The organism is Streptomyces sp. JK94, assembly GCF_053613315.1.
In genome coordinates this window covers 248,062-270,011 of record NZ_JBSICH010000014.1, presented here as the reverse complement: position 1 = coordinate 270,011, position 21,950 = coordinate 248,062, and the positions used below count along the sequence as shown (strand labels likewise).

General features: G+C 70.3%; 20 protein-coding genes. 18 read left to right on the top strand and 2 right to left on the bottom strand.

Features of this window, described 5'->3' with window-relative positions:
* The first annotated feature begins 129 nt into the window (after positions 1-129).
* Positions 130-708: a hypothetical protein gene (locus ACVV2G_RS14425; protein ID WP_453843074.1), complete on the top strand. Its 579-nt coding sequence runs from the start codon at positions 130-132 to the stop codon at positions 706-708.
* A gap of 74 nt (positions 709-782) precedes the next feature.
* Here ACVV2G_RS14425 and ACVV2G_RS14420 read toward each other — a convergent pair whose 3' ends face one another.
* Positions 783-1,088, bottom strand: coding sequence for a ferredoxin (locus tag ACVV2G_RS14420; RefSeq protein WP_453843073.1), 306 nt, complete (start codon positions 1,086-1,088; stop codon positions 783-785).
* Positions 1,089-1,334: 246 nt separating this feature from the next.
* On the opposite strand from ACVV2G_RS14420, the gene arc reads away from it, so the two are divergent.
* The 5 genes from arc to prcA all read left to right on the top strand — a co-directional run bounded on the left by arc (position 1,335) and on the right by prcA (position 7,126).
* Positions 1,335-3,101, top strand: a complete 1,767-nt coding sequence (gene arc / locus ACVV2G_RS14415) for a proteasome ATPase (protein ID WP_453843072.1) — start codon at positions 1,335-1,337, stop codon at positions 3,099-3,101.
* A 232-nt stretch (positions 3,102-3,333) separates the two neighbouring features.
* The gene (gene dop, locus ACVV2G_RS14410) at positions 3,334-4,845 is read left to right on the top strand and encodes a depupylase/deamidase Dop (RefSeq protein ID WP_453843071.1); all 1,512 of its coding nucleotides are present in this window, start codon (positions 3,334-3,336) and stop codon (positions 4,843-4,845) included.
* Between the two features lie 180 nt (positions 4,846-5,025).
* Positions 5,026-5,244, top strand: coding sequence for a ubiquitin-like protein Pup (locus tag ACVV2G_RS14405; RefSeq protein WP_053128307.1), 219 nt, complete (start codon positions 5,026-5,028; stop codon positions 5,242-5,244).
* A gap of 227 nt (positions 5,245-5,471) precedes the next feature.
* Positions 5,472-6,317, top strand: a complete 846-nt coding sequence (gene prcB, locus ACVV2G_RS14400; RefSeq protein ID WP_453843070.1) for a proteasome subunit beta — start codon at positions 5,472-5,474, stop codon at positions 6,315-6,317.
* A 59-nt stretch (positions 6,318-6,376) separates the two neighbouring features.
* Positions 6,377-7,126: a proteasome subunit alpha gene (gene prcA, locus ACVV2G_RS14395; protein WP_453843069.1), complete on the top strand. Its 750-nt coding sequence runs from the start codon at positions 6,377-6,379 to the stop codon at positions 7,124-7,126.
* Positions 7,127-7,426: 300 nt separating this feature from the next.
* Here the strand turns inward: prcA and ACVV2G_RS14390 are convergent, their stop codons facing one another.
* Complete coding sequence (locus ACVV2G_RS14390) at positions 7,427-8,437, bottom strand: LacI family DNA-binding transcriptional regulator (protein ID WP_453843068.1); 1,011 nt, start codon at positions 8,435-8,437, stop codon at positions 7,427-7,429.
* A gap of 118 nt (positions 8,438-8,555) precedes the next feature.
* On the opposite strand from ACVV2G_RS14390, the gene ACVV2G_RS14385 reads away from it, so the two are divergent.
* The 12 genes from ACVV2G_RS14385 to ACVV2G_RS14330 all read left to right on the top strand — a co-directional run bounded on the left by ACVV2G_RS14385 (position 8,556) and on the right by ACVV2G_RS14330 (position 21,928).
* Positions 8,556-9,815: an MFS transporter gene (locus tag ACVV2G_RS14385; protein WP_453843067.1), complete on the top strand. Its 1,260-nt coding sequence runs from the start codon at positions 8,556-8,558 to the stop codon at positions 9,813-9,815.
* Positions 9,816-9,824: 9 nt separating this feature from the next.
* Positions 9,825-11,186: a Pup--protein ligase gene (pafA, locus tag ACVV2G_RS14380; protein WP_052837743.1), complete on the top strand. Its 1,362-nt coding sequence runs from the start codon at positions 9,825-9,827 to the stop codon at positions 11,184-11,186.
* Positions 11,187-11,337: 151 nt separating this feature from the next.
* Entirely contained in the window at positions 11,338-12,336 is a 999-nt protein-coding gene (locus ACVV2G_RS14375) for an FKBP-type peptidyl-prolyl cis-trans isomerase (RefSeq protein WP_453843066.1), read from the top strand.
* Positions 12,337-12,396: 60 nt separating this feature from the next.
* A complete protein-coding gene (locus tag ACVV2G_RS14370; RefSeq protein WP_453843065.1) occupies positions 12,397-12,768 on the top strand; it encodes an FKBP-type peptidyl-prolyl cis-trans isomerase in 372 nt (123 codons plus the stop codon).
* Between the two features lie 126 nt (positions 12,769-12,894).
* The gene (locus ACVV2G_RS14365) at positions 12,895-13,872 is read left to right on the top strand and encodes a helix-turn-helix transcriptional regulator (protein WP_453843064.1); all 978 of its coding nucleotides are present in this window, start codon (positions 12,895-12,897) and stop codon (positions 13,870-13,872) included.
* 18 nt (positions 13,873-13,890) lie between these two features.
* Positions 13,891-14,937: a helix-turn-helix transcriptional regulator gene (locus ACVV2G_RS14360; RefSeq protein WP_453843063.1), complete on the top strand. Its 1,047-nt coding sequence runs from the start codon at positions 13,891-13,893 to the stop codon at positions 14,935-14,937.
* Between the two features lie 29 nt (positions 14,938-14,966).
* A complete protein-coding gene (locus tag ACVV2G_RS14355; protein ID WP_453843099.1) occupies positions 14,967-15,227 on the top strand; it encodes a hypothetical protein in 261 nt (86 codons plus the stop codon).
* Positions 15,228-15,237: 10 nt separating this feature from the next.
* Positions 15,238-15,432 carry a hypothetical protein gene (locus tag ACVV2G_RS14350; RefSeq protein WP_453843062.1) on the top strand — a complete coding sequence of 65 codons (195 nt, stop codon included), beginning with the start codon at positions 15,238-15,240 and terminating at the stop codon, positions 15,430-15,432.
* 279 nt (positions 15,433-15,711) lie between these two features.
* The gene (tatA, locus tag ACVV2G_RS14345) at positions 15,712-16,002 is read left to right on the top strand and encodes a Sec-independent protein translocase subunit TatA (protein ID WP_453843061.1); all 291 of its coding nucleotides are present in this window, start codon (positions 15,712-15,714) and stop codon (positions 16,000-16,002) included.
* Positions 16,003-16,049: 47 nt separating this feature from the next.
* Positions 16,050-17,000, top strand: a complete 951-nt coding sequence (gene tatC / locus ACVV2G_RS14340; RefSeq protein ID WP_453843060.1) for a twin-arginine translocase subunit TatC — start codon at positions 16,050-16,052, stop codon at positions 16,998-17,000.
* Positions 17,001-17,079: 79 nt separating this feature from the next.
* A complete protein-coding gene (locus ACVV2G_RS14335; RefSeq protein ID WP_453843059.1) occupies positions 17,080-19,932 on the top strand; it encodes a DEAD/DEAH box helicase in 2,853 nt (950 codons plus the stop codon).
* A 373-nt stretch (positions 19,933-20,305) separates the two neighbouring features.
* On the top strand, positions 20,306-21,928 hold the full coding sequence (locus ACVV2G_RS14330; protein WP_453843058.1) for a sensor histidine kinase: 1,623 nt from the start codon (positions 20,306-20,308) through the stop codon (positions 21,926-21,928).
* The last annotated feature ends 22 nt before the right edge of the window (positions 21,929-21,950 follow it).

The following is a 21,950-nucleotide window of genomic DNA, read 5'->3' as shown; positions in this document are numbered from 1 at the left end:
ACGCGAGATGGCGCGGAAAGGCGCGCAGCCCGCTCCAGTACCCACCCCGCCGTTCCCCTGCACTGTGACGTGTGGCACGATGCTGGCCACCCCCTCCCGCCGGCACAGCCCTCACAGGAGACACTCCTCGTGCAGCACCCCGCCGTTCCGGATCTGTCGCACACGCACGCCCGCCCGATCCACTGGGTCGCCACCGCCACGGCCCTCGCCGGAGTGGTCGCCCTCTCCTCGGTCCTGCAGCCCGACGCCGCGACGGCGGCCCAGGCCGCCGGGTCCGAGAGGAAGAACGCCCCGGCGCTCACCGCACCACCCGATCCGGCGGCCGTCGCCTTCCCGCTGGAGTGCGGCCCGGTCAAGGCGGTGGTGCAGAAGAAGGCCTCCGGCGACCTCGACGGCGACGGCCGGCCCGAGACGGTGGCCGTCGTGCACTGCGACGCGCCCATGGGCACCCCGCCCGACGGGGTGTACGTCGTCACGCGGGGCGCCGACGACGGCAAGCCCCGCGTCGTGGCCACTCTCGTGAAGCCGGGGGAGCGCAGGACGGTCACCGACTTCGCGGTGCGCGGCGGCGCCGTCCGGGCCACGCTCCTCGGCTACTCGTCGGCCGACGTGCCCAGTTGCTGCCCCGACGTCACGGACGAGGTGAAGTGGCAGTGGGAGAACGGCGCGTTCGTCCGCGACACGCCGTCCCAGGCACGCACCATATGACCGGCCGCCCCGCGGCGGACGGTGCGACCCCTCGGATATCGGTCACGCAGCGTGCAAAATAGGTAACGGTTCGGTCACTCTGCGTCCGGGCCGTAGATCTCGGCCCTGTCCGAAACGCGACGCACGTGGATGCACTCGCCCGGACACTCCTTCGCGGAGTCGACCACGTCCGCGAGGAGGGGCAACGGCACGGGCGTTGTCGCCCCCTGGCTCTGCAGCAGCTCGTCGTCCGCGCCCTTGACGTAGGCCAGACCGTCGATGTCCAGCTCGAACACCTCGGGCGCGTACTGCGCACAGATGCCGTCGCCGGTACACAGGTCCTGGTCGATCCACACCTCCAGTGCCTCGCCGTCGACTCCGGCCTCCTGCTGCACGCTCATCTCTCCTGCCGTTTCCTGCTGTCGAGCCCTTCGGGAATCCGGCCAGCTCTGACGGGTGTTGAACGCTTCGACCCTACCTCCGGCTGGGTTCCATTCACGTCCGGTGGGTATTCCCCTGGCGTGAGGGAGAGCGCAAGGGTGAAGATCGGACACACCCCGACAGTCTTTGTGATCTAGGGGTTTCAATCGACACCCACCCAGGTAGGGTCTGGAAGCGTCCAGCTCCCCTTGGAGGAGGTGAGGACCGTGGCAGCCCACGACGACGACATGAACCGCGGCATCCGCCCGGGACGCGGGTCCGACGACCCGGCCGGGCAGGTGGCCTACCTTGAGCAGGAGATCGCCGTCCTGCGACGCAAGCTCGCCGAATCTCCGCGGCACACGAGGATTCTCGAAGAGCGGATTGTCGAGCTGCAGACCAATCTGGCCGGCGTGTCCGCCCAGAACGAGCGACTCGCCGGAACACTCCGCGAGGCCCGCGACCAGATCGTGGCCCTCAAGGAAGAGGTCGACCGGCTGGCCCAGCCACCGGCGGGCTTCGGTGTCTTCCTGCAGGCGAACGAGGACGGCACCGCCGACATCTTCACCGGCGGCCGCAAGCTCCGGGTGAACGTCAGCCCGAGCGTCGAGCTCGACGAGCTCAGGCGCGGCCAGGAAGTGATGCTCAACGAAGCTCTCAACGTGGTCGAGGCCATGGAGTACGAGAGCGTCGGTGACATCGTCACCCTCAAGGAGATCCTCGAGGACGGCGAGCGGGCCCTGGTGCTCGGTCACACCGACGAGGAGAGGGTGGTGCGGCTCGCCGAGCCCCTGCGGGGCATCACCATCCGCCCCGGCGACGCCCTCCTGCTCGAATCCCGCTCGGGTTACGTCTATGAGGTCGTTCCCAAGAGCGAGGTCGAGGAACTGGTCCTCGAAGAGGTCCCCGACATCGGCTACGAGCAGATCGGCGGCCTCGGCGGACAGATCGAGATGATCCGCGACGCCGTCGAGCTCCCCTATCTCTATCCCGACCTGTTCAAGGAGCACGAGCTGCGTCCGCCCAAGGGCGTCCTGCTCTACGGGCCTCCCGGATGCGGCAAGACGCTCATCGCCAAGGCGGTCGCCAACTCGCTGGCCAAGAAGGTCGCCGAGGTGACCGGCCAGGCCGCCGGCAAGAGCTTCTTCCTCAACATCAAGGGTCCCGAGCTGCTCAACAAGTACGTCGGTGAGACCGAGCGGCAGATCCGCCTGGTCTTCCAGCGGGCTCGTGAGAAGGCCAGTGAGGGCACCCCCGTCATCGTCTTCTTCGACGAGATGGAGTCCCTCTTCCGCACCCGCGGCTCCGGTGTCAGCTCGGACGTGGAGAACACCATCGTCCCGCAGCTGCTGGCCGAGATCGACGGCGTGGAGGGCCTGCAGAACGTGGTCGTGATCGGTGCCTCCAACCGCGAGGACATGATCGACCCCGCCATCCTGCGGCCCGGCCGGCTGGACGTGAAGATCAAGATCGAGCGTCCGGACGCCGAGGCGGCCAAGGACATCTTCGGCAAGTACCTCACCGAGCGCCTCCCGCTCCACGTGGACGACCTCACGGAGCACGAGAAGGACAGGTCGGCCACCGTCCAGAGCATGATCCAGACGGCAGTGGAACAGATGTACGCCGAATCCGAGGAAAACCGTTTCCTTGAGGTCACCTACGCCAATGGTGACAAGGAAGTCCTGTATTTCAAGGACTTCAATTCCGGCGCCATGATCGAGAACATCGTGGGCCGCGCCAAGAAGATGGCGATCAAGGACTTCCTCGAGAAGAACCAGAAGGGCCTTCGCGTCTCCCACCTCCTCCAGGCCTGCGTGGACGAGTTCAAGGAGAACGAGGACCTGCCGAACACCACCAACCCGGACGACTGGGCCCGCATCTCCGGAAAGAAGGGCGAGCGGATCGTGTACATCCGTACGCTCGTCACCGGAAAGCAGGGCGCGGACACCGGACGCTCCATCGACACGGTGGCGAACACCGGTCAGTACCTGTAAAAGGCGGGGCGGCTGCGGGTGCCCTCGGCGGGTACCCGCAGCCGACTGTTTTCCGGAGCCCCGACTGGAGCAAGGCAATGCCGCAAATGATCTCCCCACCGGCGCAGAGGCGTTCTAGGCTCTTCCGTACCGCCGAGTCGCGCAGTGCGGGGACGGGCACCGCACACGCATCGGAGCGCCAGCGGTACTTGAGCGGCACCCAGGACGGGCGCCGCCGGGCAAGGAGGGCCGCATGACCGTACGGCGAGTAATGGGCATCGAGACGGAGTACGGAATCTCCGTCCCCGGCCACCCGAACGCCAATGCCATGCTCACCTCGTCCCAGATCGTCAACGCCTACGCGGCGGCGATGCACCGGGCCCGCCGGGCCCGATGGGACTTCGAGGAGGAGAACCCGCTGCGCGACGCGCGAGGCTTCGACCTCGCCCGCGAGTCCGCCGACTCCAGCCAGCTCACCGACGAGGACATCGGCCTGGCCAACGTGATCCTCACCAACGGGGCACGGCTCTACGTCGACCACGCCCACCCCGAGTACAGCGCTCCCGAGGTCACCAACCCGCGCGACGCCGTGCTGTGGGACAAGGCCGGTGAGCGGATCATGGCCGAGGCCGCCGAGCGGGCCGCCCAGCTTCCCGGCGCGCAGCCGATCCACCTCTACAAGAACAACACCGACAACAAGGGCGCCTCCTACGGCACGCACGAGAACTACCTGATGAAGCGGGAGACCGCCTTCTCGGACATCGTGCGCCATCTGACGCCCTTCTTCGTCTCCCGCCAGGTCTTCACCGGCGCCGGCCGCGTCGGCATCGGCCAGGACGGGCACGAACACGGCTTCCAGCTGAGTCAGCGCGCGGACTACTTCGAGGTCGAGGTGGGCCTGGAGACGACGCTGAAGCGGCCCATCATCAACACGCGCGACGAACCGCACGCGGACGCCGAGAAGTACCGGCGGCTGCACGTGATCATCGGCGACGCGAACCTGTCGGAGATCTCGACCTACCTGAAGCTGGGTACGACGGCCCTGGTGCTGTCGATGATCGAGGACGGGTTCATCGCGGTCGACCTGGCCGTGGACCAGCCCGTCCGCACCCTGCACCAGGTTTCGCACGACCCGTCGCTGCAACGCCTGGTCACCCTCCGCAGCGGGCGCACGCTCACCGCGGTGCAGCTCCAGATGGAGTACTACGAGCTGGCCCGCAAGTACGTCGAGGAGCGGTACGGCGCGGACGCCGACGACCAGACCAAGGACGTGCTGGGCCGCTGGGAGGACACCCTCAACCGGCTGGAGAACGACCCGATGAGCCTGGCCGGCGAGCTGGACTGGGTCGCCAAGCGGGAGCTCATGGAGGGGTACCGGCGCCGGGACGACCTGGACTGGGACGCGGCCCGGCTGCACCTCGTGGACCTGCAGTACGCCGACGTGCGGCCCGACAAGGGCCTGTACAACCGTCTGGTGGACCGCGGCCGCATCAAGCGGCTGCTGGACGAGCCGGAGGTCGAGCGGGCCCGCACGAAGCCGCCGGAGGACACGCGCGCGTACTTCCGCGGACGCTGTCTGGAGCAGTACGCGGACGACGTCGCGGCGGCCTCCTGGGACTCGGTGATCTTCGACCTGCCGGGCCGGGACTCGCTCCAGCGGGTACCAACCCTGGAACCGCTTCGCGGAACGCGTAATCACGTCAAGGAGCTCCTGGACCGCTGCCGCACCGCGGACGACCTGGTCAGGGTCCTCGCCGGGGGATGACGGCACCGAGCGGGTACACGGGAGGAGACCGCCGGACAGGGTGGAAAGCCACCGGGTCCGGGAACCATCGAGATGGCCCCCGTACGTTGGACGAACTGCGGGGCCGATGTCGGACCCGGCTTGTAGGGTCGGATCTTGAACCGAGCAACTGTGTCGGGCGAACCGAGCGGGGTGAGGGTTATGGCGACCAAGGACACCGGCGGCGGGCAGCAGAAGGCCACGCGTTCCACGGAGGAGGTCGAGGAGCAGGCGCAGGACGCGCAGGCTTCCGAGGACCTCAAGGAGCGTCAGGAGAAGCTGAACGACGACGTTGACTCCGTCCTGGACGAGATCGACGACGTCCTCGAGGAGAACGCGGAGGACTTCGTGCGGTCCTTCGTGCAGAAGGGCGGCCAGTAGGCCGCCTCCGGGGCCTGCTTCTCCCCCGCCTCGAAGGTTCGAGGGCCTCATGAGGGGCGGACGAGCAGAACGTGAGGTGTCGCGCGCGGTGCGGTGTGGAGCCGCGCCGCGCGCGCCTCGGGCGGGGGCCGGACCGTTCGTTCCGTGGTTCCCGCCGAGTATGTGGATCACCGCCGTCGGGCGGGTAGGGTCCGTGACACAGCTGTCGCATACGTGGAAGGAATCGCGTGGAAGCCAACACTCGTAGCAACGGGCGTCTACCAGCTGCCTTCCTGACGCCCGGGTCCTCTTCGTTCATGGACTTCCTCGGTGAGCACCAGCCGGAGATGCTCCCGGGCAACCGGCAGCTGCCGCCGGTGCAGGGCGTGATCGAGGCACCGCACGGCACCACGATCGTGGCGGTCACGTTCCCCGGTGGTGTCGTCCTCGCCGGTGACCGGCGGGCCACGATGGGCAACATGATCGCGCAGCGGGACATCGAGAAGGTCTTCCCGGCCGACGAGTACTCGGCGGTGGGCATCGCCGGCACGGCGGGTCTGGCCGTGGAGATGGTGAAGCTCTTCCAGCTGGAGCTGGAGCACTTCGAGAAGGTCGAGGGTGCGCAGCTGTCCCTGGAGGGCAAGGCGAACCGCCTGTCGACCATGATCCGGTCCAATCTCGGCATGGCCATGCAGGGGCTGGCCGTGGTGCCGCTCTTCGCCGGGTACGACGTGGACCGGGGCAGGGGCCGCATCTTCTCGTACGACGTGACGGGCGGACGGTCCGAGGAGCGGAACTTCGCGACCACGGGGTCGGGATCGGTCTTCGCGCGCGGCGCGATGAAGAAGCTGTTCCGCGACGATCTGACCGAGGAGCAGGCCACCACCCTCGTGGTCCAGGCGCTGTACGACGCGGCAGACGACGACTCGGCGACCGGCGGTCCCGATGTCGCCCGCCGGATCTACCCGATCATCACTGTGATCACCGAGGACGGCTTCCGACGGCTCGGCGACGACGAGTCCGGGGAGCTGGCCCGTTCGGTGCTGGAGCGGCGGCTCGAGCAGCCCGACGGGCCGCGGGCCGCGCTGCTGTAACGGGTGCGTTCGTGTTGTCAGGCGGTCCAGTGACTTCGACAGAAAGGGACGGATAACCGGTGTCGACGCCGTTCTATGTCTCACCCCAGCAGGCCATGGCCGACCGGGCGGAGTACGCCCGCAAGGGCATCGCCCGTGGCCGCAGCCTGGTCGTGCTGCAGTACGCCGACGGCATCGTGTTCGTCGGCGAGAACCCGTCCCGCGCGCTGCACAAGTTCAGCGAGATCTACGACCGGATCGGCTTCGCGGCCGCCGGCAAGTACAACGAGTACGAGAACCTGCGGATCGGCGGAGTGCGCTACGCCGACCTGCGCGGTTACACGTACGACCGGGACGACGTGACGGCCCGCGGCCTGGCCAACGTCTACGCCCAGACGCTGGGCACGATCTTCTCCAGCCAGGCCGAGAAGCCGTACGAGGTCGAACTGGTCGTCGCCGAGGTCGGTGACCGTCCCGAGAACGACCAGATCTACCGGCTGCCGCACGACGGGTCGATCGTGGACGAGCACGGCTCGGTCGCGGTCGGCGGCAACGCCGAGCAGATCAGCGGGTACCTGGACCAGCGCCACCGCGACGGCATGACGCTGGCCGAGGCGCTGAGGCTCGCGGTACAGGCGCTCTCCCGCGACACCAACGGCAGCGAGCGGGAGATTCCGGCGGAGCGGCTGGAGGTCGCGGTGCTGGACCGTACGCGTTGGCAGAAGCGCAAGTTCAAGCGGATCGTGGGAGGCCAGCTTTCGCGGCTGCTGGCTTCGGGGGCCGGTGAGCCGAGTCCGCGGGACGAGGACGAGAGCCCGGACGAGGAGTAGACGGTGACGCCCTCGGCGGCCCGAGCGGGTCGCCGGGGGCACACGTGGTGCCAGCCGGTCGTGCCGTGGGCCACGGGCGGGGCCAACGCCGGGGCGGCGAGGCACGGCCGGTCAGCGACGCGGGCCCCGAGCCCTGCGGAAGTGCCGGCGCTGCCGCGCCGACCGCTGCGGGCGGCTCCCTGGACGAAGCGGGCCCCGTCGCCGTGCACGGCCACTGGCCGGCATACCCGGACGTCACCGAGCCACGCCACGCCGCCTCGGGCGGTCGTCGGCCCGCGGCCGGAGCGCGCCCCGGCCGGTTCACCGTGGCGGGGCCGTGGAACCGCGTACCACCAGGCTCACCGGAATGTCCCCCTCCTCGGGTGCCCGGCCCTCCAGGACCGCCAGCAGGGCCCGCATCCCGCGCTCGCCGAAGAGTTCCGCGTCGAGGCGGACCGTGGTCAGTTCGGGATCGATGGCCGTGGCCAGGCCCAGGTCGTCCAGGCCGGTGACGGAGAGGTCGTCGGGGACGCGCAGACCGGCACGCCGGGCCGCCTTGTACACGCCGGCCGCCAGTTTGTCGTCGTCGCAGACGACTGCCGTGGGCCGGGGCCCCGCAGCCGAGAGAACGGCCTCCGCGGCAGTCAGGGCGCCTGCGATGGAGAGGGGGGCGCGGGCGGTGCGGAGACCGGCACCGGGGACGGCGGACAGCCGTGCCGACAGTTCACGGGCGCGGATCTCGAAGGTCCAGGACGGGACGTCCGCCGCCAGGTGGAGAAATCGGCGGTGCCCCAGGGACAGGAGGTGCTCCGCGACCTGGCGGATGCCGTCGGCGATGTCCAGGTTGACCGTCGCGGCGCCCAGGCTGCCCTCCGGGTCGCTGTCCAGCATGACCAGGGGCAGCTGGTCGCCCCGGATCGCGGTGAGCGCGTCGGCCGCCATGGAGGACGCGATGACGCCGTCCAGTGCCGCCTGGGCGGAGGCGAAGGGGTCCCGGGCCGGGCCCACGCCCTCGGGGGAGGGGTAGAGGACCACGCCGAAGCCGTGTTCGGCGGCGACCCGCGCGGCGCCCGTGTAGACCTCCGCGAAGAACTCCGTGGTCAGTGCGGGGACGACCAGCAGGACCGTGCGGGTGCGGCCGAGGCGGAGGTTGCGCGCGGCGAGATTGGGGCGGTAGCCCAGCTCGAGAGCGGCCTCGCGGACCCGCTCGGCGGTGGGCTCCGACACGCGGCCGCGCCACTTGTCGCCCAGGACCAGGGAGACCGCGGCCTGGGAGACGCCGGCGGCCCGGGCCACGTCCCGGCTGGTGGGGCGGGTACTGCCTCGTGCCACCGTTCGCCTGCGCTTTCGTCTGGACTCGTGAACAGGCGCCATGGTACGTATGACGCAGCACGTTATACGTAAAACCTGTGTGGGGCAGAGACCCGCGGGTCCGTGGAAGGGGTGGGACGTGTTCGCCGGATACCTGGACATCCTCCGGGCGCGGTACGCCGTCCGGCTGCTCGCCGGCACGCTGGTGGGGCGGCTGCCCAACGCCACCGCGGCGATCGCGATCGTGCTGTTCGTGCGGGCCGAGGGCGGCTCCTACAGCCTCGCGGGAGCGCTGGCCGCCGTGTACGGGGTCGCCAACGCGGTGGGGCAGCCCGTGCTGGGGCGGCTCGTGGACCTGCACGGGCAGCCGCGGGTGCAGCTGCCGGCCGCCGTCGTGTCGGGACTGGCCATGGCGGTCTTCGCCTTCGCCGGAACCGGGACGGCCGTGCTCGCGTACGCGGCCGTGGCGGCCGCCGGACTGTTCACGCCGCCGCTGGAGGGCGGGCTGCGGGCCCTGTGGCCCGGCGTGCTCCGCAAGGAGGACCAGGTGCACACGGCGTACGCCATGGACGCCGTCGCGCAGGAGGTCATGTTCACCGTCGGGCCGCTGCTCGTGACCGTGTGCGTGTCGCTGTGGTCGCCGCAGACCGCGCTGCTCGTGCTGAACGCGGTGGGCGTGCTGGGCGCGTTGTCCGTGGTGGTCTCGCCGCCCTCGCGCGCGTGGCGGTCGGCGCCCCGCGCGGCGCACTGGCTGGGCGCGCTGCGCTCGTCCGGGCTGCTGGCGCTGCTGGCCGCCTTCCTGTTCGTCGGGATGGCGCTCGGGTCCATCACGGTCGCCTCCGTGCCGTACGCGGACGAGCACGGCGGCGACGCGGTCTACGGCTGGCTGATGGCCGCCCTGGGGCTCGGCGCGCTGGTGGGCGGTGCCGTGTACGGGGCCCGGCAGTGGACCGGTGGCCCGGCGCGGCGACTGCGGGTGCTGGTGGCGCTGCTGGCGGTGTGTTACCTGCCGCTGCTCCTGCTGCCGGGCGCGTTCCCCATGGTGCTGCTCATGGTGCTCGCGGGCCTCTTCCTGGCGCCGTGCATCGCCTGCGCGTTCGTCCTGGTCGACCTGCACGCGCCGCGGGGCACGGTGACGGAGGCGTTCTCGTGGCTGGTAACGACCTTCACCGTGGGCGCGTCGGTGGGAACGGGCCTCGCCGGGCCGGTCGTCGAGCACGGCGGGACGGGGTGGGGCTTCGCCCTGCCCGGGGCGGCCGGGGCCGTGTCCCTGCTCGTCCTGGCCTGCACCGGACGGGTCCTCGCAGCTCCCGCCCGGCACGAGGTGGTTGCGGCTTCATCGGAAAATGATCCAAACCGTGCCGTCGAACCCCGTTTCAGTTCGGGTCATCAGGCGTAATGTTCAGTCATGGACCGCCGCATTTTCGGGCTGGAGAACGAGTACGGCGTCACGTGCACGTTCAGGGGACAGCGCCGCCTGTCGCCTGACGAGGTGGCGCGGTACCTCTTCCGCCGTGTCGTGTCATGGGGCCGCAGCAGCAATGTCTTTCTGCGCAACGGCGCCCGCCTCTATCTCGACGTGGGATCACATCCGGAATACGCCACACCCGAATGTGACAATGTGATCGAGCTCGTCACCCACGACAAGGCGGGCGAGCGCATTCTCGAAGGACTCCTGGTCGACGCCGAACGACGCCTGCACGAGGAGGGAATCGCGGGCGACGTCTACCTCTTCAAGAACAACACCGACTCGGCGGGCAACTCCTACGGCTGCCACGAGAACTATCTGGTGGCGCGCCACGGGGAGTTCTCCCGCCTCGCGGACATCCTCATTCCGTTCCTGGTGACCAGGCAGCTGCTCTGCGGTGCCGGCAAGGTGCTGCAGACGCCGCGCGGCGCCGTCTACTGCGTCAGCCAGCGGGCCGAGCACATCTGGGAGGGCGTCTCCTCGGCGACCACCCGTTCCCGTCCGATCATCAACACCCGCGACGAGCCGCACGCCGACGCCGAGCGCTACCGGCGGCTGCACGTCATCGTGGGCGACTCCAACATGTCCGAGACGACGATGCTGCTCAAGGTCGGCGCCACCGACCTGGTGCTGCGCATGATCGAGGCGGGCACGGTGATGCGCGACCTCACCCTGGAGAACCCGATCCGGGCGATCCGCGAGGTCAGCCACGACATCACCGGGCGGCGGAAGGTGCGCCTGGCCAGCGGCCGGGAGGCGTCGGCGCTGGAGGTGCAGCGGGAGTACTACGAGAAGGCCGTGGACTTCTGCGAGCGCCGCGGCATCCGCACCGGCACCGTCGAGCGGGTGCTGGAGCTGTGGGGCCGCACGCTGGACGCGATCGAGGCCGAGGACCTCGACCGCATCGGCACCGAGATCGACTGGGTCATGAAGTACAAGCTCCTGGAGCGGTACCGGGCCAAGCACAACATGACCATGTCGCACCCCCGCGTCGCGCAGATAGACCTCGCCTACCACGACATCCACCGCCGTCGTGGCCTGTACTACCTGCTCGAGAAGAAGGGCCAGGCGGCCCGGGTCGCCAACGACTTGAAGATCTTCGAGGGCAAGTCCGTTCCGCCGCAGACCACTCGCGCCCGGCTGCGCGGCGACTTCATCCGACGGGCTCAGGAGCAGCGCCGGGACTTCACCGTCGACTGGGTCCACCTCAAGCTCAACGACCAGGCCCAGCGCACCGTGTTGTGCAAGGACCCGTTCCGTTCCGTGGACGACCGGGTGGAGAAGCTGATCGCCGGGATGTGAGCCGGACGAGGGTGAGGCGGGCGCCAGGTACGGACGGGCGGAACGCCACACGGGCACCGTACGTTATCCGTACGGTGCCCTTCTCGCGTCGTAGAGTTGCGCGCACCCCGTCCCGCAGGATCTACCCGACACCGATTACGAGGCCCCCACCGTGCGCCGACGCTCACTCCTCATCGCCGTCCCCGCCGGAATGGTCACGCTCGCCGCATGCGGCGACGACGACTCCGGCTCGAGCGCCGCCGACGCCACCGAGACGCCCCAGGCGTCGGCCTCGTCCGCCTCGCCGCCGAAGATCGTCGACGGTCCGCTGCCGGCGATCACCGCGGGCACGGAGTTCGGCGAGAAGCCGACCGTGGCCAAGGGCAGCGGCGACCCTTCCAAGGACCTCGCGGTGAAGACGGCCATCGCCGGCGGCGGCAAGGCGGTCGCCGAGAACGACTTCGTGGTGGCCCACTACCTCGGCCAGATCTGGGACACCGCGAAGGTCTTCGACAACTCCTACGACCGCAAGACCCCGCTGGTCATCCAGCTCGCCCAGGGCAGCATCATCGAGGGCTGGCGGTACGCGCTCGCGGGCAAGAAGGCCGGCAGCCGCGTCCAGTTCTCCGTGCCGCCCACCTGGGGGTACGGCGAGCAGGGCAACGAGGAGGCGGGCATCAAGGGCACCGACACCCTGGTGTTCGTGGTCGACGTCCAGGACACCTTCAACGCCAGGAGCTCCGCCCAGGGCAAGGCCGTCCCCCAGGACGACGCCGCCCTGCCCAAGGTCGGCACCAACACCGACGGCAAGGCGCCCTCCATCGAGGTGCCCGAGGCCGACGCGCCGAAGAAGCTCGTGGCGGAGTACGTCCTGGAGGGTGACGGCGCCGAGGTCGGCGCCGAGAACAGCGTGCTCGTGCAGTACAAGGGCGTGGTGTGGGACAGCGGCAAGGAGTTCGACTCGACGTACGGCCGCAAGCAGCTGACGTCGTTCTCGCTCCAGCAGGTCGTCAAGGGCTGGTCGCAGGGCCTGACCGGCAAGAAGGTCGGCAGCCGCGTCCTCATCGTCATCCCCCCGGACCTGGGCTACGGCGACAGCCCGCCGCAGGGCAGCGGCATCGAGAAGGACTCCACGCTGGTCTTCTCCGTGGACATCCTCGCGAAGATGTGACGCCTCGGAGATGTAAGACTTGGCCCGTTGCCTTTCCGCAGACAAGCAGGAGCTGAACACGTGAGCATCGACAAGCCCGAGGTCGACTTCCCGGGCGGCGAGCCCCCGGCGGACCTCGAGATCAAGGACATCTGGGAGGGCGACGGCCCGGTTGCGCAGGCCGGTCAGACCGTGACCGTCCACTACGTGGGCGTGGCGTTCAGCACGGGCGAGGAGTTCGACGCCAGCTGGAACCGCGGTACGCCGTTCCGCTTCCCGCTCGGTGGCGGCCGCGTCATCGCCGGCTGGGACCAGGGCGTGCAGGGCATGAAGGTCGGTGGCCGCCGCCAGCTGACCATCCCGGCCCACCTCGCCTACGGCAACCAGAGCCCGACCCCGGCGATCAAGCCCGGTGAGACGCTGATCTTCGTGGTCGATCTGCTCGGAGTCTGATCGCATACCGATCGGAGCCGGTCATCGGGGGTCCATGCCTGCCCGGGCATGGGCCCTCGGCTTTTGCCGCGCCCTCGCGGAGCGGTACGGTCATCCGTCGTAAGCACCATAGGGAGAAGGGCGTCGATGGCCATTGCCAAGGCCGAGCGGCTGATGAACCTGGCGTTGTGTCTGCTCGGGACGCGGCGGCCACTCAGCAAGCGTGAGCTGCGTGACTCCATCGAGGCTTACGTCGAGGCCTCCAGGCCGGGTCAGGGGACGGCGGGCTCCGACGACTCCTTCAACCGCATGTTCGAGCGGGACAAGGACGACCTGCGGGAACTCGGACTCGTCATCGAGACGGTCGAGAGCCTCGACGGTGAGGTCGGCTACCTGGCCCGCCGCGACAGCAACCGCCTGCCGCCCATCACCCTGGACGCCGAGGAGGCCGCCGCGCTCGGCCTGGCCGCCAAGGTGTGGCAGCAGGCCCGGCTGGCCGGCGCCGCCAGCGGCGCGCTGCAGAAGCTGCGCGCGGCCGGGCTGCCCGAGGACGTCGACCCGTACGAGGCGCACAGTGCGCTGGAACCCCGCATCCCCGTGCACGAGGCCGCCTTCGAGCCGCTGATGCTGGCCTGCCGCGACCGCCGCCCGGTCCTCTTCGACTACCGCAAGGCCAACGCCGCGCAGCCCGAGGCCCGGCACGTCGAGCCCTGGGCCCTGGAGTGCTGGCGCGGCCACTGGTACCTGGCCGGTTTCGACCGCGGCCGGGGCGCCGAGCGGGTCTTCAGACTGTCGAGGATCACCGGCAAGGTCCGTGCGCGCGGCGCGCGCTTCACCGCCCCCGTGCCCGACGTCGTCACGGTCCGCGAGACGGTCGCGAGCTGGGCGGGGGAGACCGCCGACCGCTCCGCGCTGATCCGGTTGCGCACGGGCGCGGGCTACCCCCTTCGGGCGAAGGCCACGGCCGTACGGGAACAGGGCGACGGCTGGGACGAGTTGGAGATTCCGTACGGGCACGGCCTGGACGCCTGGCTGGTGGAGTTCGGGCCGGACGTGGTGGTGCTGGAGCCCGCGGAGTTGCGCGCGGACGTGGTGGACCGGCTGCGTGCCGTCGCCAAGGGCTGAGGGGGAACGGACAACACAGTGGCAGGCAAACCGGTCAGGCCCGTGAACGCCATCGACCAGACCCGACGGATGCTCTCCTTGGTGACCTACCTCCGGGAGCGCCCCGGCGCCCGGGTGGAGGACGTCGCGCGCGCCTTCGGCATCACCGAGGACGAACTGGTCTCCGACCTCGACGTGCTGCCCATGTGCGGCACCAGCTTCCGCGGCGGCGATCTGCTCGACATCGACACCGACGGCGAGCGCATCTGGTGGCACAACCCCGCCGCCCTCGGCGCGGACGCCGCCGAGCCGCTGCGGCTGGCCGCCGACGAGGCCACCGCGCTGCTCGTCGCGGCCCGGGCCGTGGCGACCCTGCCCGGCCTGCGCGAGAGCGACCGGCAGGCACTGCTGCGGGCGACCGCCAAGGTGGAGACCTCGGCCGGCGAGGCCGCGGGTGCCAGCTCGCGCCTGTCCGTCACCTTCGAGTCCGAGGGCGGCGTCTTCGCCGACGTCGACCGGGCGATCTCGGAGCGCCGCCGGCTGTGGATCCGTTATTACTCACCGGCCCGCGACGAGGTCACCGAGCGCGAGATCGACCCCATCCGTCTCGTCAGCGTCGGGCACACGTACGTGGAGGCCTGGTGCCGCCGGTCCGAGGCCCGGCGCACCTTCCGGCTCGACCGGGTCGCCGAGATCCGCATCCTCGACGAGCCGTCCGCGCCGCCCGAGGTGGAGCTGCGGGACCTGTCGGAAGGACTGGTGCAGCCGGCCGCCGAGGACCCGGAGGTCGTCGTGGAGGTCGCCCCGGGCGGACGCTGGGTCGCCGAGTACTACCCGCACGACAGCGCCCAGGAGCTGGCCGACGGCGGGCTGCGCATCACCCTGCGCACCCCCGACCCGGCGTCCCTGCGGCGGCTGGCGCTGCGGCTCGGACGTGACGGCCGCATCGTCTCCCCGCCCGAGCTGGCCGACAGCGCCCGGCGGGCGGCCCGCGAGGCGCTGGCCGCGTACGACGGGATCGAGGCGGCCGGGGCGCACGGCGGGCCGGGCGAGGGACAGCACGACAGGCGGGAGCGAGCACTGTGAACGAGTCCGTGCGGCCGGGTGTGCCGGGCATGACGGCGGCGTCCGCGTTCGCCGGCATGAGACGTGTGTCCCCGGTCGTGTTCAGGGCGGGCTGCCCCGACTGCCGCGGTCGCTTCGAACTCGCCGCGAGCGCGCTGCGCCTCGCCATCGGTGCCACGAGCCGCACCACGTTCTACTCGTTCACCTGCCCCGAGTGCGGGTCCGCGGTCCGCAAGCCGGCGGGGGAGCGGGTCGTGGAACTCCTCACGGGCGGCGGGGTCAGGACCCTGCGGCTGCACTCCACCGTCTAGGCTCGGCGTCATGTTCTGGCCGATGTTCGCGATTGCCGTGGGTTTCCTGGGTCTCGCCGTCCTCGCGGTGCTCGCCGTGAAGGTGTTCGTGGAGGCCGAGCGCCTGGGCCGGCAGGTGACGGACTCGGCCCTCCGGATCAGCCGGGCCGCGGAGGACCTGGAGCGCGCGACCGGGAGCGCCGCCCGCGCCGTGGACGCGCTGTGAGGCGCTGAACGGCGCCGCGGGCCCCGCACGTGTGTCGCGACGGACACTGCGACACCCGCGTTCCGGGACACTTCGCCCTGTTACCTCACAGGTGCCGAAGGTACGCTGCTGGTCGCGGTCCGGAAAACGAGGCCCGGCCGCGGACGGGAGTACGCACGGGGATTGCCTCACGTTTACCCCCGAGCGTTACGATCGCTGCACAAGACGATCGATCGGACGCATGTCCGACCGGTCGGACAGCACCCCCACCCAGCCGCCTCGGTGAGAAGGTAAAGACTTATGTTCGGAAGGCTCGGCGCCCCCGAGATCATTCTCATCCTCGTCGTCATCATCCTGCTGTTCGGCGCGAAGAAGCTTCCGGACATGGCGCGGTCGCTCGGCAAGTCGGCGCGCATCCTCAAGAGCGAGGCCAAGGCGATGAAGAGCGAGGGCAAGTCCGACGACTCCGCTCCCGCCGACCCGCCCCACACCCCCGAACAGGCAGCGGCGCAGCGCACCATCCAGGCCGCCCCCGGCGACGTGACCAGCTCCCGCCCGGTCACCGAGCCGACGGACACGACCAAGCGCTGACGCAGGGCCGGTGACCTCCGGCCCGCCGCACGAGATGGGAACGTGGGTTGCTGAAGTCCGCCCGCACCAAGGAGAGGGACCCCGAGGGGCGCATGCCCCTCGCGGAGCACCTTCGTGAGCTTCGCAACCGGCTCGCGAAGGCGTTGCTGGCCATCGTCGCCGTCACCGTCGTCGCCGCCTTCTTCTACAACGACATCATCAACTTCTTCACCGACCCGGTCCTCGACTCGGTCGGCTGCACGAGGTCGTTTGAAGAGCTGGCGAAGCTGCCGAACGACTCGGACCCGTGCGCCCAGATCACCATCAACGGCCTGCTGGGCCCGTTCACGCTGGCGCTGAAGGTCTCCCTGATGGCGGGTGTCGTACTCGCCTCGCCGATCTGGCTCTACCAGCTGTGGGCCTTCGTCGCCCCGGGGCTGCACAGGAACGAGAAGAAGTACGCCTACGCGTTCGTCGCCACCGGCGCCCCGCTCTTCCTCTTCGGCGCCTACTTCGCCTACGTGGTCCTGCCCACCACCGCGAAGGTGCTGATCGAGTTCACCCCCTTCGGCGTCGACAACCTGCTCCCGCTGGACGACCTGCTGGACCTCGTCACGCGCATGGTGGTGGTCTTCGGCCTCTCCTTCGAGCTGCCGCTGCTGCTGGTGATGCTCAACTTCACCGGGGTGCTGACCGGCAAGCGGATGCTCGGCTGGTGGCGCGGCATGATCATGGGCATCACGCTGTTCGCGGCCATCGCCACGCCCAGCACGGACCCGCTGACCATGCTGTGGCTGGCCGGGCCGATCTGGGTCCTCTACTTCGTCGCGGTCGGCATCTCCCTGCTGAACGACCGCCGACGGGTGCGCCGCGAGGCCCTGGAACCCGACGACGACGAGGCGTCCGAGCTGGACCTCACCCCCGAGTCCATCGGTGGGATCGAGCCCGTGACCACGGCCCGCGCCCTGCCCGAGCAGGCGACGAAGGACCGGGTCAACGGCTACGACGACGTGACCTGAGGCACACCCCGCGGGCCGCGGTGGCACGCGCCGCCGCCCGCGGGTTCTCCCCCGGGGCCCTCGCGGGCCGATCCCGATAATGATCGTCCTGTTGTCAGTGCGGCCCGGTACGCTCGAAAGCACGATGACAGAGGATCTCTCCCCGGCCGAGCGGTACGCGGCAGCCCGTCAGCGGGCCGCCGAGCAGGCCACCGCGCTCGCGGCCTTCCGCGAGATGTACGAATTCGGCCTCGACCCCTTCCAGATCGAGTCCTGCCAGGCACTCGAGGCGGGCAAGGGTGTGCTGGTGGCCGCGCCCACCGGTTCCGGCAAGACGATCGTCGGCGAGTTCGCCGTCCACCTCGCCCTGCAGCAGGGCAGGAAGTGCTTCTACACGACCCCCATCAAGGCGCTGTCGAACCAGAAGTACGCCGACCTGTGCCGACGCTACGGCACGGACCGGGTGGGCCTGCTCACCGGCGACAACAGCGTGAACTCCGACGCCCCGGTGGTCGTGATGACCACCGAGGTCCTGCGGAACATGCTGTACGCCGGCTCGCAGACCCTCACCGGCCTCGGGTACGTGGTCATGGACGAGGTGCACTACCTCTCCGACCGCTTCCGCGGCGCCGTGTGGGAGGAGGTGATCATCCACCTCCCCGAGTCCGTGACCCTGGTGTCGCTGTCGGCGACCGTGTCGAACGCGGAGGAGTTCGGCGACTGGCTCGACACCGTGCGCGGCGACACCCAGGTGATCGTCTCCGAGCACCGGCCCGTGCCGCTGTTCCAGCACGTGCTGGCCGGGCGCCGGATGTACGACCTGTTCGAGGAGGCCGAGGGCCACAAGAGGGCCGTCAACCCCGACCTCACCCGCATGGCGCGCCTGGAGGCCAGCCGCCCGTCCTACCAGGACCGCCGGCGCGGCCGTGCGATGAAGGAGGCCGACCGGGAGCGCGAGCGCAGGCAGCGCTCCCGCATCTGGACGCCGAGCCGGCCCGAGGTCATCGAGCGGCTCGACGCCGAGGGGCTGCTGCCCGCGATCACCTTCATCTTCAGCCGGGCCGCCTGTGAGGCCGCCGTCCAGCAGTGCCTGTACGCGGGGCTGCGGCTCAACGACGAGGACGCGCGGGAGCGGGTGCGCTCCCTCGTCGAGGAGCGCACGTCCTCCATCCCGGCCGAGGACCTGCACGTCCTCGGGTACTACGAGTGGCTGGAGGGCCTGGAGCGGGGCATCGCGGCCCACCACGCGGGCATGCTGCCGACCTTCAAGGAGGTCGTCGAGGAGCTGTTCGTCCGCGGGCTGGTGAAGGCCGTCTTCGCCACCGAGACCCTCGCCCTCGGCATCAACATGCCCGCCCGCTCGGTGGTGCTCGAGAAGCTCGTCAAGTGGAACGGCGAGCAGCACGCCGACATCACCCCCGGCGAGTACACGCAGCTCACCGGCCGGGCCGGACGGCGCGGCATCGACGTCGAGGGCCACGCCGTGGTGCTGTGGCAGCGCGGCATGAACCCGGAGCACCTCGCCGGACTGGCCGGCACCCGCACGTATCCGCTGCGCTCCAGCTTCAAGCCGTCGTACAACATGGCGGTCAACCTGGTCGAGCAGTTCGGCCGGCACCGCTCGCGGGAGCTTCTGGAGACGTCCTTCGCGCAGTTCCAGGCGGACAAGTCGGTCGTCGGCATCTCCCGGCAGGTGCAGCGCAACGAGGAGGGCCTCGACGGCTACAAGGCCTCCATGACCTGCCACCTCGGCGACTTCGAGGAGTACGCGCGGCTGCGCCGGGAGCTGAAGGACCGGGAGAACGAGCTGGCCCGGCAGGGCGTCAACCAGCGGCGCGCCGAGGCCGCCGTGGCGCTGGAGAAGCTCAAGCCCGGCGACGTCATCCACGTCCCCACCGGCAAGTACGCCGGCCTCGCCCTGGTGCTGGACCCCGGTCTGCCCGCCGGGCGGTCCAACGGCCACCGCGGATTCGAGCACCACGACGGGCCCCGCCCGCTGGTGCTGACCGCGGAGCGCCAGGTCAAGCGGCTGGCGTCGATGGACTTCCCGGTGCCGGTCGAGGCACTGGAGCGGATGCGCATCCCGAAGTCGTTCAACCCGCGCTCGCCGCAGTCCCGTCGCGACCTCGCCTCCGCGCTGCGCACCAAGGCCGGGCACATTCCGCCGGAGCGGGCCCGCAAGAAGCGCTCCCAGGCCACCGACGACCGGCAGATCGCCCAGCTGCGCAAGGCCATCCGCGCCCACCCCTGCCACGGCTGCGACGACCGCGAGGACCACGCCCGCTGGGCCGAGCGCTACCACCGGCTGCTGCGCGACACCTCGCAGCTGGAGCGCCGGATCGAGGGCCGGACGAACACCATCGCGCGTACCTTCGACCGGATCGTGGCGCTGCTGACGGAGATGGACTACCTGCGCGGCGACGAGGTCACCGAGCACGGCAAGCGCCTCGCCCGGCTCTACGGCGAGCTGGACCTGCTCGCCAGCGAGTGCCTGCGCGAGGGTGTCTGGGAGGGGCTCTCCCCGGCCGAGCTGGCCGCCTGCGTATCGGCGCTGGTCTACGAGTCCCGGGCCGCCGACGACGCGATGGCGCCGAAGCTGCCCTCGGGCAGCGCCAAGGCCGCGCTCGGCGAGACGGTCCGCATCTGGGGCCGCCTCGACGCCCTGGAGGAGGACTTCCGGATCAGCCAGACCGAGGGCGTCGGCCAGCGTGAGCCCGACCTCGGCTTCGCCTGGGCCGCGTACATGTGGGCGTCCGGCAAGGGCCTCGACGAGGTGCTGCGCGAGGCGGAGATGCCGGCCGGTGACTTCGTGCGCTGGTGCAAGCAGGTCATCGACGTCCTCGGCCAGATCTCGGCCGCGGCGCCCCGCGAGGGCTCGACGGTCCCGAAGAACGCACGCAAGGCGGTCGACGGACTGCTGCGCGGGGTGGTCGCCTACTCGTCCGTGGGCTGACCCTCCGCATCCCAGAGGCCCGGCGGTACTCCGCCGGGCCTCTGCGCGTCCCGGGCCGGGCCGGTGGTCTCCGGCCGCCCCTTTCACTCGTCACGGTGAGTAGCTCCCGCACGCACGCATCTCCTCGCGCAACGTGTTCGAACGACTCCCCTGCGTGTAAATGGGTCCGAGGTTACTCCAGCCCCGGTGCTCGTTTCAGGTGCTTGCCGAATATGACACGGCGATGATCCCCCCGGACTAAGCTCGCCCGCAGCGCACCGAGTTGAGGTGTATTCGCGCGCTTGTTCCCCATGCGCCGAAGATCCAGAAAAATCCCAGAGACACCCCGCCGCAAGCTCCCCCGTCCCCGCCGATTCGTTTTCAGAGGGCCTACATGGTGAGTGTTGATTCCCCTCCAGGTCGCAGCGAACTTCCCTACGCGCGAACGCTGTTGCCGCCGGCCATACTGATGGCCGCGGCCACCGGGGCCGCCGTCGCCCTGGTGACGGAACCGGCCCGGCTCGCCGTCGGCCTCTGCGGCGTGGTCGCCACGCTGCTGGTGATCGCGGCGGCGGCGGAAGCCGTACGCCGCGGCCGTACGACGCGGGTCCTGCGCGCCGAGCACGCCCGTCACGCCGCGTATCTGGAACGCCGGGTCGCGAGCCACCACGAGGAGATGGTCCACCTCGGCGAAGTGGTCCTCCCCGACGTGCTGGACTTCATGCGCTCGGGCAACAGTCCCGCGGAGGTGATGCGCCGCATCGGCGAGGTCGACCCCGCGTACGCCGAACTCGGCGAGCCGCAGCGCAAGCTGATCCGCATGGTGTGCGACATGGTCGACCACCAGGACTCCATGCGCGAGTCCGCCGAGCGTTCCTTCGTCGACATCGCCCGCCGCGTCCAGGCGATCGTCCACCAGCAGAACAAGGAACTGCGCGAGATGGAGGAGGACCACGGACGCAACCCCGAGGTCTTCGACGACCTGCTGCGCATCGACCACGGCACCGCGCTGATCGGCCGGCTCGCCGACTCGATCTCCGTCATCGGCGGCGGCCGGCCCGGACGCCAGTGGCCCGAGCCGGTGGCGCTCTACAGCGTGCTGCGCGGCGCGATGTCCCGCATCCTGCAGTACGGCCGGATCAACCTGGCCTCCATCGCCAAGGTCAACATCAAGGGCACCGCGGTCGAGCCGGTCATCCACGCGGCGGCGGAACTCCTCGACAACGCCACCCGCTACTCACCGCCCGGCGCCAAGGTGCACGTCACGGCGACCGAGGTGCAGAGCGGCGTCTGCATCGAGATCGAGGACGCCGGCGTCAGCCTCAGCGAGGAGTCCCGCGCCCGCATCGAGGGCCTGCTGGAGGACGCCAAGCGCGGCACCGACGTCCAGGACCTCGCCCAGCACCCCCGCCTGGGCCTCTCCGTCGTGGGCCGGCTCTGCACGCAGTTCGGCATGGACGTCTCGCTGCGGGCCTCCGCGTACGGCGGGGTCCGGGCCATCCTCATCGTGCCCAGCAAGATGATGACCACCGAGCCCGGCGTCGGACTCGCCCACGGCATCGGCGCGACCTCGATCCCCACCCCTGGTCCGGACGCTCTCCCCGGCCCCGAGCGCCGGCCCAAGAAGCGCCGCCCCACCAGTCCCCGCATCCCGGCCACGGTCTCCCTGGAGGACGACGTTCCCGAGGTCACCGAGTGGACGGCGGGTGGCCTTCCACAGCGTCGCAGCCGGGTCAAGATGCCGCTCAGCCAGCGCCTCGCCGAACAGGCGGTCTGGGAGCGCGAGGACGCCGAACGCGAGGCCCGCGAAGCCGCCGAACGGGTCCGCAACGGCTTCCCGGCGCAGGCGGACCCGGAGCCCCCGCAGGAGGAGACCGAGCAGCTCCCGCCGGGGCACTGGATCGGGGCCTTCTGGGAGGGCCTCAAGCAGTACCCGGGCATCACCCAGGCCCACCAGCAGTCCAGCAGCAACGAGCCGGCCCACGCCCCGGCCGACGACGAGGGGAACCTCAAGTGATCGAGCAGCAAGGCAAGTTCGA

Excerpts from the sequence above, each read along its gene's own strand:
- ACVV2G_RS14420 (WP_453843073.1), bottom strand. The coding sequence starts at position 1,088 with ATGAGCGTGCAGCAGGAGGCCGGAGTCGACGGCGAGGCACTGGAGGTG.
- ACVV2G_RS14365 (WP_453843064.1), top strand. The coding sequence starts at position 12,895 with ATGGCCATTGCCAAGGCCGAGCGGCTGATGAACCTGGCGTTGTGTCTG.
- ACVV2G_RS14330 (WP_453843058.1), top strand. The coding sequence starts at position 20,306 with ATGGTGAGTGTTGATTCCCCTCCAGGTCGCAGCGAACTTCCCTACGCG.
- ACVV2G_RS14405 (WP_053128307.1), top strand. The coding sequence starts at position 5,026 with ATGGCGACCAAGGACACCGGCGGCGGGCAGCAGAAGGCCACGCGTTCC.
- dop (WP_453843071.1), top strand. The coding sequence starts at position 3,334 with ATGACCGTACGGCGAGTAATGGGCATCGAGACGGAGTACGGAATCTCC.
- ACVV2G_RS14335 (WP_453843059.1), top strand. The coding sequence starts at position 17,080 with ATGATCGTCCTGTTGTCAGTGCGGCCCGGTACGCTCGAAAGCACGATG.
- tatA (WP_453843061.1), top strand. The coding sequence starts at position 15,712 with ATGTTCGGAAGGCTCGGCGCCCCCGAGATCATTCTCATCCTCGTCGTC.
- ACVV2G_RS14350 (WP_453843062.1), top strand. The coding sequence starts at position 15,238 with ATGTTCTGGCCGATGTTCGCGATTGCCGTGGGTTTCCTGGGTCTCGCC.
- ACVV2G_RS14355 (WP_453843099.1), top strand. The coding sequence starts at position 14,967 with ATGACGGCGGCGTCCGCGTTCGCCGGCATGAGACGTGTGTCCCCGGTC.
- pafA (WP_052837743.1), top strand. The coding sequence starts at position 9,825 with ATGGACCGCCGCATTTTCGGGCTGGAGAACGAGTACGGCGTCACGTGC.